Consider the following 16,175-nt stretch of genomic DNA (forward strand, 5'->3'; position numbering starts at 1 on the left):
ACCGGGGGGCGCCGCCGGGAGTTACCCAGGTAGAGGATCGTGGATATCATGCAAGGAACGTGGTCGCGTCCGGACACGCCGTAGCGAGCGTGCCGGGAGGGCGGACACTCGCACCGAAGGGAGGGCTGTGATGGGCATCGTGTCGAGATTCGAACGTCGCTTGCAGGGCGCTGTCGGTGACGTGTTCGCTCGGGTGTTCGGCGGCAGCGTGGTCCCCCAGGAGGTGGAGGCAGCGCTGCAGCGAGAAGCCGCAGATCAGATCCAGGATCTGGAGGGCGGGCACCGACTCGCACCGAACAGTTACGTGATCACGATCAACGAAACCGATCACGGCAAGCTCGACGCCGATCACGACCTGACGACCAAAGCGTTCGCCAAACATCTGCAGGATTACATCCGCGAGCAGGGCTGGCAGACCTACGGCGAAGTGCACGTAGCGTTCGAGGCATCACCTACGCTGCACACCGGAATGTTCAGAGCGAGCGGCCGCGTCGACCCCGACGCCGGCCGTGGGACGGCCCCACCTCGCCCCGGACCGCCACAACGACCCGCACACCCGCAACCAGGAGCTGGCCCCATGACGCATAACTCAGGCTACGAGCCCGGCCGAGAGCCCGCGGAGTCCGATCCACGCAACCGCGGGTACGCACCGCCGCCCGCAGGCGCGCCAGGGGCTTCCTACCCGGCCGATGATTACGGCCGCGGTGGCGGCTACGGCGCGCCCGAGGCGCAGCCCGGATACGGCGACGCCTACGGCCAGCAGGGTGGCGAATACCAGAGCGGCTACGACCCCGCCGCGCCCGCACAGCAGGGCTACGGCCAGCAGGGCGGCTACGGCGCCCAGCCCGCGTACGGCGAGCCCGGCTACGACCAGCAGGGCGGCTACGGCCAGCAGGCCTACAGCCAGCAGGGCGGCTACGGCGCGCAGCCCGGTTACGCCGAACCTGGCTACGACCAGCAGGGCGGCTACGGCCAGCAGGGCTACGCCGAACCACAGCAGCAGGGCTACGGCCAGCAGGCCGGTTACGGCCAACAGGGCTACGCCGAGCCCGGCTACGACCAGCAGGGCGGCTACGGCCAGCAGGGCTACGCCGAACCACAGCAGCAGGGCTACGGCCAGCAGGCTTACGGCGCGCAGCCCGGTTACGCCGAGCCCGCCTACGGCCAGGAGGAGCAGGGCGGCTACGCCCAGCCCGCCGCCGGTTACGGCCAGCAGGGCTACGGCCAGCAGCAGGGCGCGGGCTACGCCGCCGCCCAGTCGAGCTACTCGGCCACCCTCCAGCTCGACGACGGCAGCGGCCGCACCTACGCGCTGCGCGAGGGTTCCAACATCCTCGGCCGCGGCCAGGATGCCCACTTCCGGCTGCCCGACACAGGTGTGTCGCGTCGCCATATCGAGGTGCGCTGGGACGGCCAGACGGCCATGCTCTCCGACCTGGGTTCCACCAACGGAACGCTCGTCAACGGTTCCCCCGTGCAGGATTGGCAGCTCGCCGATGGCGACGTCATCCGGGCCGGACATTCCGAGATCCTGATCCGGATCGTCTGATCCCGTAAGCTGCGCGGTGCACGTCACGAGTCGACGCTGTCGGCTCTATGATGCTGCCATTACACGCACGGTCCCGACCTCGGGGCCCGCAAGCCAGCACGCTGGTGGGGGTGGTTCGCCCCGCACCTGCCGTACCGACGTACCCGGGCGAACAGGAGGTGGAACGCCGTGCAGGGATTGATCCTGCAATTGACCCGCGCGGGGTTCCTGCTGCTGCTCTGGTTGTTCGTCTGGGCCGTTCTGCGGACCTTGCGCAGCGATATCTACGCGGCATCCGGCATACGGATACAGCCGAGGGCAACCCGCGGAAATCGTGGGTCCATCGGACTGCCCTCCTTCAGCCGAAGCCAGAAGGGCGCCAAGTATCTAGTGGTGACTCATGGTTCACTCGCCGGCACTCGAATCACCCTCGGCACGCAACCGGTCCTCATCGGACGCGCCGACGATTCCACGCTGGTACTCACCGACGACTACGCCTCGACCAGGCACGCGCGACTGTCTCAGCGTGGTGACGACTGGTACGTGGAAGACCTCGGTTCCACCAATGGCACATATCTCGACCGCGCGAAAGTCACCACCGCCGTCCGTGTTCCGCTCGGCACTCCGGTGCGAGTCGGCAAAACAGTGATCGAGCTGCGATCGTGACACTTGTTCTGCGCTACACAGCGCGAAGCGACCGCGGACTCGTCCGGGGCAACAACGAAGATTCGGTCTACGCGGGCGCACGCCTATTAGCGCTGGCCGACGGCATGGGTGGGCACGCCGCCGGAGAAGTGGCCTCCCAGTTGATGATCGCCGCGTTGGCGCATCTCGACGACGACGAGCCCGGCGACGACATCCTCGGAAAGCTCGACCACGCCACGCATTCCGGCAATGCCGCCATCGCCGACCACGTCGAGGCCGAACCCGAACTCGACGGCATGGGCACCACGCTCACCGCCATCCTGTTCGCGGGCCGCAAGCTCGGCATGGTCCACATCGGCGACTCGCGGGCCTACCTGCTGCGCGACGGCGAACTGACCCAGATCACCCGCGATGACACGTTCGTGCAATCGCTGGTCGACGAAGGCCGGATCACCCCGGAGCAGGCGCACACCCATCCGCAGCGCTCGCTGATCATGCGTGCCCTCACCGGCAACGAGATCGAGCCGACGCTGATCATGCGCGAAGCCCGCGCCGGTGATCGTTATCTGCTGTGCTCCGACGGACTTTCGGACGTGGTGAGCGATGAGACCATCGGCAACACCATGCGCGAGGGCAATACCGACGAGTGCGCCGACCGGCTCATCGAGCTGGCGTTGCGCAGCGGTGGTCCCGACAATGTGACCGTCGTCGTCGCCGATGTGATCGACCTCGACTACGGCCAGAGCCACCCGATCCTCGCGGGCGCCGCCTCCACCGAGGAGGAGGAAGACTCCCCGCCGCCGAACACCGCGGCAGGGCGCGCCGCCGCCATGCGCCCGCCGCGCGCGCAACCGCGCAGGGCCGCCGCCGTACCGCCGCCGCCGGAAACGAAGTCGCACAAGCTGCGCTGGCTGCTGTTGTCGCTGGCCCTGATCGCCGCGGTCGCCATCGGACTCGTGGTTGGCTACAAGATGATTCGCAGCAACTACTACGTGGGCGCCGACAACGACAAGGTGGTCGTGATGCGCGGCCTGCCCGGTTCGATCCTCGGCTACTCGATCCACGACGTGGAGCTGCAGGGCTGTGTGAACAGCAAGAGCGAGCTCACGCTCGTCGAGGTGGGTAAGTCCGCGCCGAGTGGCTGCAAGACGCTGATGGTCAGTGACCTGAAGCAGACCGGCCGCGACCAGGTGCAGAAGGGCCTGCCGCCGGATTCGCTGGACAAGGCGCGCGGCAGCATGAAGGTGCTGGCGCAGAACGAGCTCCTGCCGCCGTGCCCGAAGAAGGAAACGGTGCCCCAGCCCGGCGTACTGCCGCCTGAGCAGTCCCCGGTGATCCCCGGCGGGGCACCGACTCCCGGCCCCGATCAGCCCGCGACGCCGACCCCGACCACCCCGGCACCGACCACCACGACCGTCCCCCCGACAACCCCGCAGATCTCAGGGGAGAACTGCCGGGTGACGGACTGATGTCCGCACCGCCACCGCCGTCGGCTGGGGCGTTCCCCAGTCCCCCTGGTGGATTCGCGCCGGCGCCGCCGCCGTCGACGCGACGCAACCAGGAGTTGCTGCTGCTGGCGGGTGCGGCGGGCATCACGACGGTGTCGTTGTTCATCGTCGAGGCAAGCCAGGAACAGTCGATCACCACCGACATCGCCAAGTACGGGGTGGCGTTCCTCGCGCTGTTCGGGATCGCCCATCTCGCGGTGCGCCGGTTCGCGCCGTTCGCCGACCCGCTCCTGCTACCGATTGTGGCGCTGCTCAACGGATTGGGGCTGGTGCTGATCCACCGGCTCGATCTCGCGGACGCGCAGAAAGCGGCATACGACTCGACGCCGGTCCCCTCCCCCGACGCCAACCAGCAGATCATGTGGACCGGCCTCGGCATCGTGGTGTTCATCAGCCTGCTCATCGTCTTGCGGGATTACCGCACGCTGGCGCGCTACACCTACACCCTAGGCCTGGTCGGCCTGGTCGCGCTGGCGATTCCCGCACTGTTGCCCAGCCAGTTCTCCGAAGTCAACGGCGCCAAGATCTGGATCCGGCTGCCCGGATTCAGTGTGCAGCCAGGTGAATTCGCGAAGATCCTGCTGATCGTGTTCTTCGCCGGCGTGCTGGTGGCCAAGCGTGACCTGTTCACCGCGGCGGGCAAGCACTTCCTCGGGATGGAGTTCCCGCGACCGCGCGATATGGGCCCGGTCCTGATCGTGTGGGTCGTCTGCATCGGCGTGCTCGTGCTCGAAAAGGATCTCGGCACTTCGCTGCTCATCTTCGGCACGGTGCTGGTGATGATCTATATCGCCACCGAACGGGTGGGCTGGCTGGTCATCGGCGGCGGGCTGCTCGCGCTCGGATTCGTGTTCGCCTACCAGCTGTTCGGGCATGTGCGTGTGCGCGTCGACACCTGGCTGCACCCGTTCGACGACTACCACAACACCGGTTACCAGATCTCGCAGTCGATGTTCGGCTTCGCCACCGGCGGCCTCGCCGGCACCGGCCTCGGCAGCGGCCGACCCCAGCAGGTGCCCTTCGCCAAGACCGACTTCATCGTCACCACCATCGGCGAGGAACTCGGCCTGATCGGGCTCACCGCGGTGCTGATGCTGTTCCTGATCTTCATCGTCCGCGGGCTGCGCACCGCGCTGGCCGTGCGTGACAGCTTCGGCAAGTTGCTCGCGGCGGGCCTGTCGTTCACCATCGCGATCCAGGTGTTCGTGGTTGTCGGCGGTGTCACCAAGCTGATTCCACTCACCGGTCTGACCACGCCGTTCATCTCCTATGGCGGTTCGTCGCTGCTGGCGAACTACGCGCTGCTCGCGCTGCTGATCAAGATCTCCGATGCGGCCCGCGCACCGGCACCGGCCCGTAAGCGCGCGCCGGCCCCGATCGCCGACGCGGCCACGGAACTGGTCCGCAGGCCGGAAAGCAGGGTGAGCGAATGAACACACCTCTGCGTCGCGTCGCCGTCGCCGTCATGGTGATGGTGGTGGCGTTGCTCGTGAACGCGACCTACCTGCAGGTGGTCAAGGCCGACGACCTGCGCAGCGATCCGCGCAACTCGCGGGTGCTGCTCGACGAGTACTCGCGCCAGCGCGGTCAGATCTCCGCGGGCGGTACCGTGCTCGCCGGCTCCGTCTCGACCGACGACCGGTACAAGTACCTGCGTCAGTACCCCTCCGACCCACCGGCTTACGCGCCGGTCACCGGCTTCTACTCGATGCAGTACGGCAAGACCGGGCTCGAGCTGGCCGAGGATCCGCTGCTGTCGGGCAATGACTCCAGCCTGTTCGGTCGGCGCCTCATCGACATGTTCTCCGGGCGTGATCCGCGCGGCGCGAACGTACTCACCACTCTGAATCCGGTGATGCAGCAGGTCGCCTACGAGCAGATGACGTCGAAGGGCTACACCGGTGCTGTCGTGGCGATCGAGCCGAGCACCGGCAAGATCTTGACCATGGTGTCCACGCCGAGCTACGACCCCAACGAGCTGTCGGGCCACGACGGCGCGGCGGGGCGGGCGGCCTGGGAGCGGTTGAGCACCGATCCGAGTCAGCCGATGCTCAATCGCGCTGTCTCGCAGACCTATCCGCCGGGATCGACGTTCAAGACCATCGTCACCGCGGCCGCGCTGTCCAACGGTGTCGCCGGGCCGAACGACCAGTTCACCGCGGCACCCAACATCACCCTGCCCGGGACCAGCACCACGCTGGAGAACTACAACGGCAGTACCTGCGGTGACCAGCCGACGGCCAGCCTCTACGAAGCGTTCCGGCGTTCGTGCAACACCGCGTTCGTCGAACTCGGCGTGAAGGTCGGCGCGGCCAAGCTCAAGGACGAGGCCGCCGCGTTCGGCATCGGTGTCGAGGATCCGCCCGGTGTACCGATCCCGGTCGCCGAATCGACCGTCGGCCCGATCCCGGACAACGCCGCGCTCGGCCAGTCGAGCATCGGTCAGCGCGATGTGTCGCTGACGCCGCTCAATGTCGCGGTGATCGCCGCGACCATCGCCAACGGCGGCACCAGGATGCAGCCGTATCTGGTCGATCAGACCCAAGCGCCTGATCTGTCGGAGCTCAGCAAGACCAAACCGGTCAGCGTCGGGCAGGCAGTGAGTCCCCAGGTAGCGTCGACCCTGACGGATCTGATGGTCGCCTCGGAGGCCAATACCGCGGGCGGTGGACGATCGCGGTACCAGATCGCGTCCAAGACCGGAACCGCCGAACACGGCAGTAATCCCCGTAACACCCCGCCACATGCTTGGTATATGGCCTTCGCGCCCGCGCAGAACCCGAAGATCGCCATCGCGGTGATCGTCGAAAACGGCGGCGACAGGCAGTTGGCTGCCACTGGAGGATCAGTGGCGGCACCGATCGCCAGGTCTGTGCTCGACGCGGGCCTGGCAGGGGGCTGAACGAAATGAGTGTGCGAGTGACAACACGGGGGCCCCGATGCTGAACAACGGCGCCATGATCGCCGACCGCTACCGCCTGCAGCGGCTCATCGCCACGGGCGGTATGGGTCAGGTGTGGGAGGCGATGGACACTCGGCTCGATCGCCGAGTGGCCGTCAAGGTCCTCAAGACCGAGTTCTCCGCCGACCCGACCTTCCGTGCCCGGTTCCGCGTCGAAGCGCGCACCACCGCGCAGCTCAACGCCCCCGGGATCGCGGGTATCTACGACTACGGCGAGACCGCCGACCCGTCCGGCGGCGAGACCGCCTACCTGGTGATGGAGCTCGTGCAGGGCGAACCGCTCAACGCGGTGCTCAATCGGATGGGCCGGCTCTCCGTCATCCAGGGTCTGGACATGCTCGAGCAGACCGGGCGCGCACTGGAGGTCGCGCACGCGGCAGGCGTGGTGCACCGTGACGTGAAGCCGGGCAACATCCTGGTCACGCCGACCGGTCAGGTGAAGATCACCGACTTCGGCATCGCCAAGGCGGTGGACGCCTCGCCGGTGACCAAGACCGGCATGGTGATGGGCACTGCCCAGTACATCGCGCCAGAACAGGCCGTCGGCGAGGATGCCACGGCGGCCTCGGACGTGTACGCGCTCGGCATCGTCGGCTACGAAGCCCTGGCCGGGGTCCGTCCGTTCACCGGTGAGGGCGCGATCACGGTCGCGATGAAGCACGTGCGCGACGCGCCGCCGCCGATGCCCGACGACCTGCCCGCGAACGTGCACGAACTGATCGCCATCACCATGGCCAAGGATCCGCTGCAGCGCTACCGCAGCGGCGGCGAGTTCGCCGATGCCGTCGCCGCGGTGCGCGCCGGTCACATGCCGCCGGTCCCCGGTGGCGCGACCGGTCCGTCGATGACCGGTGCCACCCGGGTACTTCCGCCCGGCCCGACCGTGGCGATCCCCGCCGCCGCGGCCGCGGCGGACTACGACGGCGCCACCATGCGCTTCGGCCATCAGCCGGGCGGCCCGGTCGGTCCGCAGACCGGTGGCTACAGCGGTCCGGCCACCCAGGCCGCCGCGCCCGCGCCGGTTCCGGCGAGCAACGCGAAGAACAACCAGAAGTGGCTGATCGCGCTCGGTGTCGGCGCGCTGCTGCTCGGTGGCGGTGTGCTGTGGTTGCTGTTCGGCGGTGAACCGAACCGGCAGTCGCCGACCACGACCACCACCGTGCAGACCACCAAGCCGCTGCCGCCGCCGGTGACCACCACCAGGCCCGTGCCGCCGCCGGTCGTCACCACCGAGGAACCGACCACCACGCAACCGCCGCGCCCGACGACCACCACCGAGGAACCGACCACAACGACCGTGCCGCCGACCACCACGGTGCCGCCGACCACCACGACCAAACCCAAGCCGACCACCACGACCAAGACGACCAAACCGGAGCCGACCACCACGGCGCCCGCCGGGGGAACCACCACCGTGGGCCGCCCCCGGCTGCCCACCTTCGACCTGCCGTTCCCCGATAGCGACACGGCCGTAGGCCCGAACATAGGACAACGATGACAACCCCGAAGAATCTCTCCTCGCGGTATGAGCTGGGCGAGATCATCGGGTTCGGCGGCATGTCCGAGGTGCACCGCGCCCGCGACGTGCGGCTGTCCCGCGACGTGGCGATCAAGGTGCTGCGGGCCGATCTGGCCCGCGATCCCACGTTCTACCTGCGGTTCAAGCGCGAAGCCCAGAATGCGGCCGCGCTGAACCACCCGGCCATCGTGGCCGTGTACGACACCGGCGAAGCCACCGTCGACGGCGGGCCGCTGCCCTACATCGTCATGGAGTACGTCGAAGGCGACACCCTGCGCGACATCGTGCGCGGCAAGGGCCCGCTCGCGCCGCGCAAGGCGATGGAAGTCGTCGCCGACGTGTGCGCCGCGCTCGATTTCAGCCACAAGGCCGGCATCGTGCACCGCGACATGAAGCCGGCCAACATCATGATCAACCGCGCCGGTGCGGTGAAGGTGATGGACTTCGGCATCGCGCGGGCGATCGCCGACAGCGCCAACCCGATGACCCAGACCGCCGCGGTGATCGGCACCGCCCAATACCTTTCGCCCGAGCAGGCGCGCGGCGAGACCGTCGACGCGCGTTCGGATGTGTATTCGGTCGGCTGTGTGCTGTTCGAGATCCTCACCGCGCAGCCGCCGTTCACCGGTGACTCGCCGATCGCGGTCGCCTACCAGCACGTCAAAGAGGATCCGCCACTACCGTCGTCGGTCAACCCCGGCGTGCCGCGCGAACTCGACTCGGTGATCCTCAAGGCGATGACCAAGAACCCGGCCAACCGGTACCAGACGGCCGCGGAGATGCGGGCCGACCTGATCCGGGTGCTCGGCGGGCAGAAGCCGAGCGCGCCGATGGTGATGAACGACGAAGACCGCACCGATTACGACGACGAACCAGGCCCGCGGACCTTTCACGACCGCCGCGACGACACCTCCGAGCACCCCGTGGTCGGGCCCGTCGGCGAGGAGCGCAACCGTGCCGGGCTGATCGCGCTCGGTGTCGCTGCCGCGTTGGCCGTGGCGTTCGGGCTGTTCTGGGTGTTGGTCGGGCCGGGTAGCAAGGCCGATCAGGTGGCCGTTCCCGACCTGTCGGGCAAGACCGCCCAGCAGGCGCAGAGCGCACTGCAGCAGGCCGGTTTCTTCGTGGCCGTGCAGGAGAAGCCGGACGGCAAGGTGGCCCCGGGCAATGTGATCGCGACCCAGCCGCTCGGCGGTTCGCGCATCGACGAGGGCAGCACCGTGACGTTGCAGATCTCGACCGGACCGACGCAGGTGCAGTTGCCGCGACTGATCGGCATGAGTCAGGCCGACGCCGAGCGGCAGCTGAATTCGCTCGGGCTGCAACTCGATCCGAATGTGGCGCGCAAGCCGTCGAGTACGGCCGACACCGACAAGGTGATCGCGCAGGACCCGAGCGCGGGCGTGCGGGTCGACATCGACCGGCCGATTGTCCTCACCATGGGCGGTGGGCCGGAAGAGGTCCGCGTGCCGAGCGTGGTCGGCCAGGACATCTCCGTCGCACAGCCGAATCTGGTCGACTCCGCCGGTTTCACGGTCGACATCAAGGAAATGAAATCCTCGCTGCCCAAAGGTCAGGTGCTCGCCACCAACCCGGCGGGCGGCAGCAACGCGGAGAAGGGCTCGGCCATCACGGTCCATGTCTCCTCCGGTGACCGGATCATCGTCCCCGATCTGACCGGACTCACGCCGGTGCAGGCCCAGGAGAAGTTGCGCGCCGAGGGCTGGACCGGGCAGCTCAGCCAGACCACGGTGATCACCCTCGATGGCAATGCCTCGGGCAAGGTCGTCGGGCAGAGTCCGGCGGCCGGTTCGTCGGTGACGTTCAACGGCAATATCGTTTTGCACGTCGGAGCGTCGCCGATTCCGCGTTGAGGTCTCGATTGGATGGCGAACCCGTCTGGCGCGGCCACGCGGGCGCAGAATGAGGCTGCTTTCATCCCACCCAGCGTTGCTGAACGAGGAGGTAGCCCCCAATGACGACAGCCAGGGACATCATGAAGCCGGGTGCGCAGTGGATCACCCGCGGTGACTCCGTAGCGACCGCGGCGACGGCGATGGCCGATCTCGGCGTCGGATCGATCGTCGTCGCCGATGACGACGAGCGCATGTGCGGCATCATCACCGACCGCGACATCGTGGTGAAGTGCGTCGCGGTCGGTCTGTCTCCTGACATGACGACGGCCGCGGAACTCTGCGAGTCGACGCCGAGGTGGGTCAGCGCGGACGCCGATGTGGAAGACGTGCTCGACCAGATGGAGTCGCACCGGGTGAAGCGGATGCCGGTGATCGAGAACAAGCGGCTGGTCGGGATGATCAGCGAGGCCGATCTGGCGCGGCACCTCGACGACAATCAGCTCGGCGAATTCGTGACCGCCATCTACGGGCGGCCGTGAGCTAGCTCAAATCCAGGTGATTGTTCATCGACATCGCGGCTGCGGCGAGGTCGGTGAGTTCTTCCACGCGCACGCCATGGGTGCGGAGTTTGTCCACACCCTCGCAGGCGGCGACGAACAGGCTCGGCTCACGCCAGGCGATGACCACCGTGGGAATGCCCGCGGCCAGAATGCGATCGGTGCACGGCAGCCGGCTCGCGGTGGCGCGGGTGGAGCACGGTTCGAGGGTGCTGTAGATCGTTGCCCTGGTCAGGCGGGGGTCGTCGGGGTCGAGCTTGTTCAGCGCGGCCTCTTCGGCATGGACTTTCTCGTCGGTTTCGCGGGAGAAACCGGTCGCGATCTCCACACCGTCGGCGACGATGACCGCGCCCACCGAATAGGCCGTCTCGCTGGGGGGACAGTTCCTGGCGAGCTCGATCGCCCTGTGCATGAACCGATGGTCGGTGTCGTCGTGGCTCATGTGGTTTCCCTGTGGTCGGCGAGTTATCCACAACCCTCGCGTGATGTGGAATCGGTCATGTTCAGGTGTGGAGCAAAGTTGTCCGCGAACTGTGGACAGTGGGATTTTCCCAGGTCAGTGCAGTAATTTTGTTCGCGGTACCAGTTAGTTGCGGGGTTGGGGATCGGGGCTGACCAGGTAGTTCAGCACAGCCACATCCCCAAGTTGTTCCACACCCGCCAGGTGCAGCCTGCGACCAGCGCCACCGGGGAACTCGGCCGGTCCGACAAAGCGTGGAGCCGCCGGATCGCCGACCAGGATCGGGGCGATCGCCAGGCGGATCTCGTCGACGAGGTCGGCAGCCAGGAAGCCGGTGTGCATGCCGGTGCCGCCTTCGACCATGAGCCTGTGGATATCTCGGGTGGCGAGGTCGGCGACGAGGGCGGGGAGCGCTGGTCGCGCGCCGAGGCTGATCACCTCGGCCAGTCCGTCGAGCCGGTTGCCCAGCTTCGCGGCGCCGGCATCGGAGGTGTAGACGAGTTTGTCGCCGCCGGTGTGCCAGAAGCGCAGGTGCGGATCGAGATCACCGGAATCGGTGACGGTCACCTTCACCGGATACTCCGGCTTGCCCGCCGACACCCGCGCGGCCCGGCGCTCGGCGCTGTTCACCAGCAATCGGGGATTGTCGGCGCGCAGCGTTTGCGCACCGATCAGGATGGCGTCGGATTCGGCGCGGATCTGATCGACCCGATCGAAGTCGGCGGTATTGGACAGCAGGAGTCGCTGCGTACTCGCGTCATCGATGTAGCCGTCGAGACTGGCCGCCACCGAAAGCAGAACCTTCATCTGGTCACCAGCGCGGCGACCTCCGCCTCGAGCGCGGAGATGAGTGCCTCCGACGGACGTTCGCCGCAGACCTCGAGCCAGTTGGCGAGCATCCGGTGGCCGCCCTGGGTGAGCACGGACTCGGGGTGGAATTGCACGCCGTGGATGGGCAGGGTGCGGTGGCGCATCGCCATCACGATGCCGCTCTCGGTGTGGCCGACGACGACCAGCTCCTCGGGGACGGTCTCGGGGAGCACCGTCAGCGAGTGATAGCGGGTGGCGGTGAAGGGGTCTGGCAGACCGGCCAACACGCCCGACCCGAGATGGAACACCTCGCTGGTCTTGCCGTGCAGCAGTTCGGGTGCCCGATCGACGGTGCCGCCGAACGCCTCGCCGATCGCCTGATGCCCGAGGCACACGCCGAGCAGCGGCATATTGTGCCTGGCGGCCGCATGCACGAGCGGGATGCTCGCGCCCGCGCGGTCCGGGCTGCCGGGGCCGGGGCTCACCAGCACACCGTCGAACGCGCCGCCCACATCGCCGACGGTGAGCAGGGTGTCCAGATCGTCTAGGCGAGGGTCGTCATTGCGCCAGACCACGACGTCGGCACCAAGCTGGCCGAGGTACTGCACCAGGTTGAACACGAAGCTGTCGTAGTTGTCGACGACCAATACACGCATGCGTCGAGGGTACGTGGCGACCCACGTTCTCGGCGCGCCTGGCGCCGCTGGACTGAGTGGAGGGTGCGACGAAGGGCAGCGCCAGCCGCCGATGACACGGCCTGGTGGGATAGCCTAGGAGTTACCTTTACTCCGAATTCGAGGACGTCATGCCCAAGTCCAAGGTCCGCAAGAAGGCCGATTACACCCCGAGCCCTGCCAGCCGCACGCCGGTGAAGGTCAAAGCGGGGCCGTCGCCGGTCTGGTACGTCGCGATCATGCTGGGCTTCATGCTCGCCGGCCTGGTGTGGCTGATCGTCTACTACCTGGCGCAGGACCACATCGAGTTCATGCTCGATCTGGGCGCCTGGAACTTCCTGATCGGGTTCGGCCTGATGGTCGTCGGCCTGATCATGACCATGCGTTGGCGCTGATCGCGGCGGATTACACCGGTGTTATTCATGCACACCTGTGGATAACCCTGTGCACAACTCGAGGATAGAGGGGGGCGAACAACCGCGTGAACGACGCACAACCCGTCTCGTGGTCGACCCCTGTCGCAGGCCTGCTCGCCGTTACCGGCGGCGGAATCCTGCTGGTCGTGACCGCAATCCTCGCCAATGACGGGCCGAGCAGGCTGCTCGTCGGCTTCGCCGCGGCTGCCGTGCTGGCAACGTCGGCCCTCGGTCTCCGGCAGCGCCCCCGGCTCACCATGATTCCCGGCTCCGCGCCGCGCCTGGTCGTCGGCACGCTCACCGGTCCGAAGGAATACCCACTGGACCGGATCGACCGGATTCGGATGGTGTCCTACCGCCGCATCGGCCGCAAAACCGCGATGCTCGAGGTAGACGTCCGCCATGAAGACACCGAGCGTTTGCTGATCTTCGGCCGCTGGGACCTCGGCACCAACCCCCACGACGTCTACGACGCCCTCGTCGTCAACGGCTTCGCCGCTGTGACATAGCGGCTGGCGCCGAGAACGTGACTTCGGACTGACGTTGTTTCACGTGAAGCAAAGAACTCCCCGCCGCGATGATCCGCGGCGGGGAGTTCTTTTATGGCTGTGATCAGTCAATAGTCACGGCCGACATGATTACCGGCTCGTCGGGGCGGTCATTGCGATCGGTCTTCACCGAGGCGATCGCGTCGACCACCTTGCGCGAATCGGGGTCGACTACCTCGCCGAAGATCGAGTGCTTGCGGTTGAGATGCGGCTGGGCGCCGACGGTGATGAAGAACTGTGAACCATTGGTCTCGGTGCCCGCGCCCGCATTGGCCATCGCGAGCAGATAGCCGCGGTCGAAGCGCAGATCCGGGTGGAACTCATCGGCGAACTCGAAGCCCGGCCCACCACGGCCGGTGCCTGTCGGATCGCCGCCCTGGATCATGAACCCCGGGATGATCCGGTGGAAGACGGCGCCGTCGTAGAACGGGCCACTGTCCGTACCGCCGGCGTTGACGGTGGAGTACGGCGCGCTGCCGTCGGCGAGACCGACGAAGTTGCGCACCGTCTTCGGGGCGTGGTTACCAAAAAGCGCGATCCTGATGTCGCCATGGTTGGTGTGCAGAGTCGCCACGGCCGTCTGGTTGGGTGAGGTCACGCAGTTATGGTGCCACGCGGCAAGCCGAATCTGTTTGTGCCACAGTGGTCGAATGAAGCTTCGTAATCCGCTCATTGCGTCGATCGCGCTCGCCGGGGCGGGCGCCCTGGCCTACCTGGCCCGCGCCAAGCGTCCACAATTGCCAGAACCGGCCGCCGAGCCGCCGCGTCTCGGTTATTCCCGCAACGGCTCGGCGCACTAGTTCCGGCTGTACCTCAGCGGCTGACCGACTTCTTGTACTGGATCTGAGCCAGCGGCACGAAGACGATCAGGATCACCACGACCCACACCAGTGACGTGGTTACCGGATGCTGCATCGTCCACGCGTCCGAGGGCGGGGCCAGCGGACTGGTGTTGCCGAACAGTTCACGGACCGCCTGGGTGACCGCGGACATCGGATTCCACTCGGCGAATATTCGCAACGGCGTCGGCAGATCGTTGATCGGCACGAACGCGTTGGACAGGAAGGTCAGCGGGAAGATCACCATGAAGCTGGCGTTGTTGAACACTTCCGGTGCCCGCACCAGCAGACCGACCACGGCCATCATCCACGACAGCGCGTACGCGAAGAGCAGCATCAACGCGTAGGCCAGCACCGCGTCGAGGAACGACCCACGGATCCGCCAGCCGACCACCAGGCCGGTCAGCGACATCACCACCAGGCTGACGATGTTGATCACCACATCGCTGATGGTGCGACCGACCAACACTGCCGATGACGCCATCGGCAGTGTCCGGAATCGGTCGATGATGCCCTTCTGCATGTCCTCGGCCAAGCCTGCGCCGGTGAACGAGGCGCCGAACACCACGGTCTGGACGAAGATGCCCGCGATCAGGAATTCGCGGTAGCCGCCTTCCATGCCGGGGACCTTGATCGCCGAGCCGAAGACATAGGCGAACATCAGCACGAACATGATCGGCGACATCGTGGTGAAGATCAGCACGTCGGGCACGCGCTTGATCTTGATGACATTGCGTTTGGCGATGGTGATGCTGTCGCTCACCACCATCGACAGGCGTTCGCCGAAGCCTGGATGGGCCACCTCGGCTTTATCGAGCGTGACGGTCATCGGTTCTTTCCTTCCGCGGCGCCCACGGTCGCCGACTCGCGATCACCGTTGACGAGTTCTTCGGCCTCGTGCCCGGTGAGCGTCAGGAAGACATCGTCGAGCGAGGGTCTACGCAGTGAGACGTCGTTGATCTGCACCTTGTGCTCGGTGAGCCGCCCGATGGCGGTGACCAGGTCCTGTGACCCGTCGGCCACCGGCACGGTGAGCTTGCGCAGGCCGGGTTCGAGATGGATCTCGCCATCGGCGAGCCCGCTCAGCACCTGCTGCGCGACGGCCAGTTGATCGATGTGGCCGACAGTGAGTTCGATCCGGTCGCCACCGACGAGGGCCTTGAGTTCGTCGGCCGTGCCGCGCGCGATCACCTTGCCGTGGTCGATCACCGCGATCGCATCGGCGAGGCGGTCGGCCTCGTCCATGTACTGGGTGGTGAGCAGCAGCGTGGTGCCGCCTGCGACCAGTTCCTCGATGACGTCCCACAGGTCGAGCCGGGCACGCGGGTCGAGACCGGTGGTCGGCTCGTCGAGGAACAGCACCGGCGGATTGGCCACCAGCGCGCCTGCCAGGTCCAGGCGCCTGCGCATACCGCCCGAGTAGCCCTTCACCGGCCGGTCGGCGGCATCGCTGAGCCGGAACCGGTCGAGCAGTTCGCGGGCCCGCTCCTTACTGCGCTGGGTGCCGAGGTGGTAGAGCCTGCCGACCATTTCGAGATTCTCGAAGCCGGTGAGGTACTCGTCGACCGCGGAGTACTGGCCGGACGCCCCGATGCGCGAGCGAATGGCCTGTGGATCTTTGAGCACGTCGACGCCCGCGACAGTGGCGGTGCCCTCGTCGGGGATCAGCAAGGTGGTGAAAACGCGGACGGTGGTGGTCTTTCCCGCGCCGTTGGGGCCGAGAAGTGCGGTGACGGTACCTTCCGGAACGGAGAGGTCGAGTCCGTCCAGGGCGACGAGTTTCCCATACCGTTTGACCAGCCCCTCGGCGACGATTGCGTCGGGCATGATTCTCCTGGAGTCGTGGTTGGCGAAGC

General features: G+C 67.0%; 17 protein-coding genes. 11 read left to right on the forward strand and 6 right to left on the reverse strand.

Annotated features, from left to right (window positions below):
* Positions 1 to 130 precede the first annotated feature (130 nt).
* The 8 genes from ACFWO8_RS09995 to ACFWO8_RS10030 all read left to right on the forward strand — a co-directional run bounded on the left by ACFWO8_RS09995 (position 131) and on the right by ACFWO8_RS10030 (position 10,554).
* Positions 131 to 1,549, forward strand: coding sequence for an FhaA domain-containing protein (locus ACFWO8_RS09995; protein ID WP_378947136.1), 1,419 nt, complete (start codon positions 131 to 133; stop codon positions 1,547 to 1,549).
* A 168-nt stretch (positions 1,550 to 1,717) separates the two neighbouring features.
* Positions 1,718 to 2,194 (forward strand): FHA domain-containing protein, encoded by a 477-nt coding sequence (locus ACFWO8_RS10000; RefSeq protein WP_062992366.1) that lies wholly within the window; start codon positions 1,718 to 1,720, stop codon positions 2,192 to 2,194.
* Positions 2,191 to 3,642 (forward strand): PP2C family protein-serine/threonine phosphatase, encoded by a 1,452-nt coding sequence (locus ACFWO8_RS10005; protein WP_378947140.1) that lies wholly within the window; start codon positions 2,191 to 2,193, stop codon positions 3,640 to 3,642. The genes ACFWO8_RS10000 and ACFWO8_RS10005 overlap by 4 nt, the downstream gene beginning before the upstream one ends.
* Complete coding sequence (locus ACFWO8_RS10010; RefSeq protein ID WP_378947143.1) at positions 3,642 to 5,114, forward strand: FtsW/RodA/SpoVE family cell cycle protein; 1,473 nt, start codon at positions 3,642 to 3,644, stop codon at positions 5,112 to 5,114. Before ACFWO8_RS10005 ends, ACFWO8_RS10010 begins: the two co-directional genes overlap by 1 nt.
* Positions 5,111 to 6,583, forward strand: coding sequence for a peptidoglycan D,D-transpeptidase FtsI family protein (locus tag ACFWO8_RS10015; protein WP_378947148.1), 1,473 nt, complete (start codon positions 5,111 to 5,113; stop codon positions 6,581 to 6,583). Before ACFWO8_RS10010 ends, ACFWO8_RS10015 begins: the two co-directional genes overlap by 4 nt.
* A gap of 37 nt (positions 6,584 to 6,620) precedes the next feature.
* The gene (locus ACFWO8_RS10020; RefSeq protein WP_378947151.1) at positions 6,621 to 8,141 is read left to right on the forward strand and encodes a protein kinase; all 1,521 of its coding nucleotides are present in this window, start codon (positions 6,621 to 6,623) and stop codon (positions 8,139 to 8,141) included.
* Positions 8,138 to 10,033 (forward strand): Stk1 family PASTA domain-containing Ser/Thr kinase, encoded by a 1,896-nt coding sequence (pknB, locus tag ACFWO8_RS10025; protein WP_378947154.1) that lies wholly within the window; start codon positions 8,138 to 8,140, stop codon positions 10,031 to 10,033. Before ACFWO8_RS10020 ends, pknB begins: the two co-directional genes overlap by 4 nt.
* Positions 10,034 to 10,134: 101 nt before the next feature.
* Positions 10,135 to 10,554 (forward strand): CBS domain-containing protein, encoded by a 420-nt coding sequence (locus ACFWO8_RS10030; protein WP_378947157.1) that lies wholly within the window; start codon positions 10,135 to 10,137, stop codon positions 10,552 to 10,554.
* Position 10,555: 1 nt separating this feature from the next.
* On the opposite strand, the gene ACFWO8_RS10035 is transcribed toward ACFWO8_RS10030, so the two are convergent.
* From ACFWO8_RS10035 to ACFWO8_RS10045, 3 genes are all read right to left on the reverse strand, one after another.
* Positions 10,556 to 11,014, reverse strand: a complete 459-nt coding sequence (locus tag ACFWO8_RS10035) for a deaminase (protein ID WP_378947160.1) — start codon at positions 11,012 to 11,014, stop codon at positions 10,556 to 10,558.
* 144 nt (positions 11,015 to 11,158) lie between these two features.
* Positions 11,159 to 11,839 carry a RibD family protein gene (locus ACFWO8_RS10040; protein ID WP_378947165.1) on the reverse strand — a complete coding sequence of 227 codons (681 nt, stop codon included), beginning with the start codon at positions 11,837 to 11,839 and terminating at the stop codon, positions 11,159 to 11,161.
* Positions 11,836 to 12,498, reverse strand: a complete 663-nt coding sequence (locus tag ACFWO8_RS10045; RefSeq protein WP_378947168.1) for an aminodeoxychorismate/anthranilate synthase component II — start codon at positions 12,496 to 12,498, stop codon at positions 11,836 to 11,838. The genes ACFWO8_RS10040 and ACFWO8_RS10045 overlap by 4 nt, the downstream gene beginning before the upstream one ends.
* A gap of 149 nt (positions 12,499 to 12,647) precedes the next feature.
* Here ACFWO8_RS10045 and crgA point away from each other — a divergent pair, with 149 nt between their 5' ends.
* Positions 12,648 to 12,911 carry a cell division protein CrgA gene (crgA, locus tag ACFWO8_RS10050; RefSeq protein WP_378947171.1) on the forward strand — a complete coding sequence of 88 codons (264 nt, stop codon included), beginning with the start codon at positions 12,648 to 12,650 and terminating at the stop codon, positions 12,909 to 12,911.
* A gap of 86 nt (positions 12,912 to 12,997) precedes the next feature.
* Positions 12,998 to 13,441, forward strand: coding sequence for a PH domain-containing protein (locus tag ACFWO8_RS10055; RefSeq protein ID WP_378947174.1), 444 nt, complete (start codon positions 12,998 to 13,000; stop codon positions 13,439 to 13,441).
* Between the two features lie 103 nt (positions 13,442 to 13,544).
* On the opposite strand, the gene ACFWO8_RS10060 is transcribed toward ACFWO8_RS10055, so the two are convergent.
* Positions 13,545 to 14,078 carry a peptidylprolyl isomerase gene (locus ACFWO8_RS10060; RefSeq protein WP_378947177.1) on the reverse strand — a complete coding sequence of 178 codons (534 nt, stop codon included), beginning with the start codon at positions 14,076 to 14,078 and terminating at the stop codon, positions 13,545 to 13,547.
* 52 nt (positions 14,079 to 14,130) lie between these two features.
* On the opposite strand from ACFWO8_RS10060, the gene ACFWO8_RS10065 reads away from it, so the two are divergent.
* A complete protein-coding gene (locus tag ACFWO8_RS10065) occupies positions 14,131 to 14,280 on the forward strand; it encodes a hypothetical protein (RefSeq protein ID WP_378947180.1) in 150 nt (49 codons plus the stop codon).
* A 13-nt stretch (positions 14,281 to 14,293) separates the two neighbouring features.
* On the opposite strand, the gene ACFWO8_RS10070 is transcribed toward ACFWO8_RS10065, so the two are convergent.
* Together ACFWO8_RS10070 and ACFWO8_RS10075 are read right to left on the reverse strand one after the other, a co-directional pair.
* Positions 14,294 to 15,088 carry an ABC transporter permease gene (locus ACFWO8_RS10070; RefSeq protein ID WP_378948184.1) on the reverse strand — a complete coding sequence of 265 codons (795 nt, stop codon included), beginning with the start codon at positions 15,086 to 15,088 and terminating at the stop codon, positions 14,294 to 14,296.
* Positions 15,089 to 15,144: 56 nt separating this feature from the next.
* Entirely contained in the window at positions 15,145 to 16,146 is a 1,002-nt protein-coding gene (locus ACFWO8_RS10075; RefSeq protein WP_378947186.1) for an ATP-binding cassette domain-containing protein, read from the reverse strand.
* Positions 16,147 to 16,175: the final 29 nt, after the last annotated feature.

Origin of the sequence: Nocardia sp. NPDC058480 (assembly GCF_042720495.1) — a bacterium.
In the GTDB taxonomy this organism is placed as follows: domain Bacteria; phylum Actinomycetota; class Actinomycetes; order Mycobacteriales; family Mycobacteriaceae; genus Nocardia.

Coding starts and splice junctions, on each gene's coding strand:
- ACFWO8_RS10020 (WP_378947151.1), top strand. CDS start 6,621: ATGCTGAACAACGGCGCCATGATCGCCGACCGCTACCGCCTGCAGCGG.
- ACFWO8_RS10070 (WP_378948184.1), bottom strand. CDS start 15,088: ATGGTGGTGAGCGACAGCATCACCATCGCCAAACGCAATGTCATCAAG.
- ACFWO8_RS10035 (WP_378947160.1), bottom strand. CDS start 11,014: ATGAGCCACGACGACACCGACCATCGGTTCATGCACAGGGCGATCGAG.
- ACFWO8_RS10030 (WP_378947157.1), top strand. CDS start 10,135: ATGACGACAGCCAGGGACATCATGAAGCCGGGTGCGCAGTGGATCACC.
- ACFWO8_RS09995 (WP_378947136.1), top strand. CDS start 131: ATGGGCATCGTGTCGAGATTCGAACGTCGCTTGCAGGGCGCTGTCGGT.
- ACFWO8_RS10010 (WP_378947143.1), top strand. CDS start 3,642: ATGTCCGCACCGCCACCGCCGTCGGCTGGGGCGTTCCCCAGTCCCCCT.
- ACFWO8_RS10015 (WP_378947148.1), top strand. CDS start 5,111: ATGAACACACCTCTGCGTCGCGTCGCCGTCGCCGTCATGGTGATGGTG.
- ACFWO8_RS10045 (WP_378947168.1), bottom strand. CDS start 12,498: ATGCGTGTATTGGTCGTCGACAACTACGACAGCTTCGTGTTCAACCTG.
- ACFWO8_RS10075 (WP_378947186.1), bottom strand. CDS start 16,146: ATGCCCGACGCAATCGTCGCCGAGGGGCTGGTCAAACGGTATGGGAAA.
- ACFWO8_RS10040 (WP_378947165.1), bottom strand. CDS start 11,839: ATGAAGGTTCTGCTTTCGGTGGCGGCCAGTCTCGACGGCTACATCGAT.
- ACFWO8_RS10065 (WP_378947180.1), top strand. CDS start 14,131: ATGAAGCTTCGTAATCCGCTCATTGCGTCGATCGCGCTCGCCGGGGCG.
- pknB (WP_378947154.1), top strand. CDS start 8,138: ATGACAACCCCGAAGAATCTCTCCTCGCGGTATGAGCTGGGCGAGATC.
- crgA (WP_378947171.1), top strand. CDS start 12,648: ATGCCCAAGTCCAAGGTCCGCAAGAAGGCCGATTACACCCCGAGCCCT.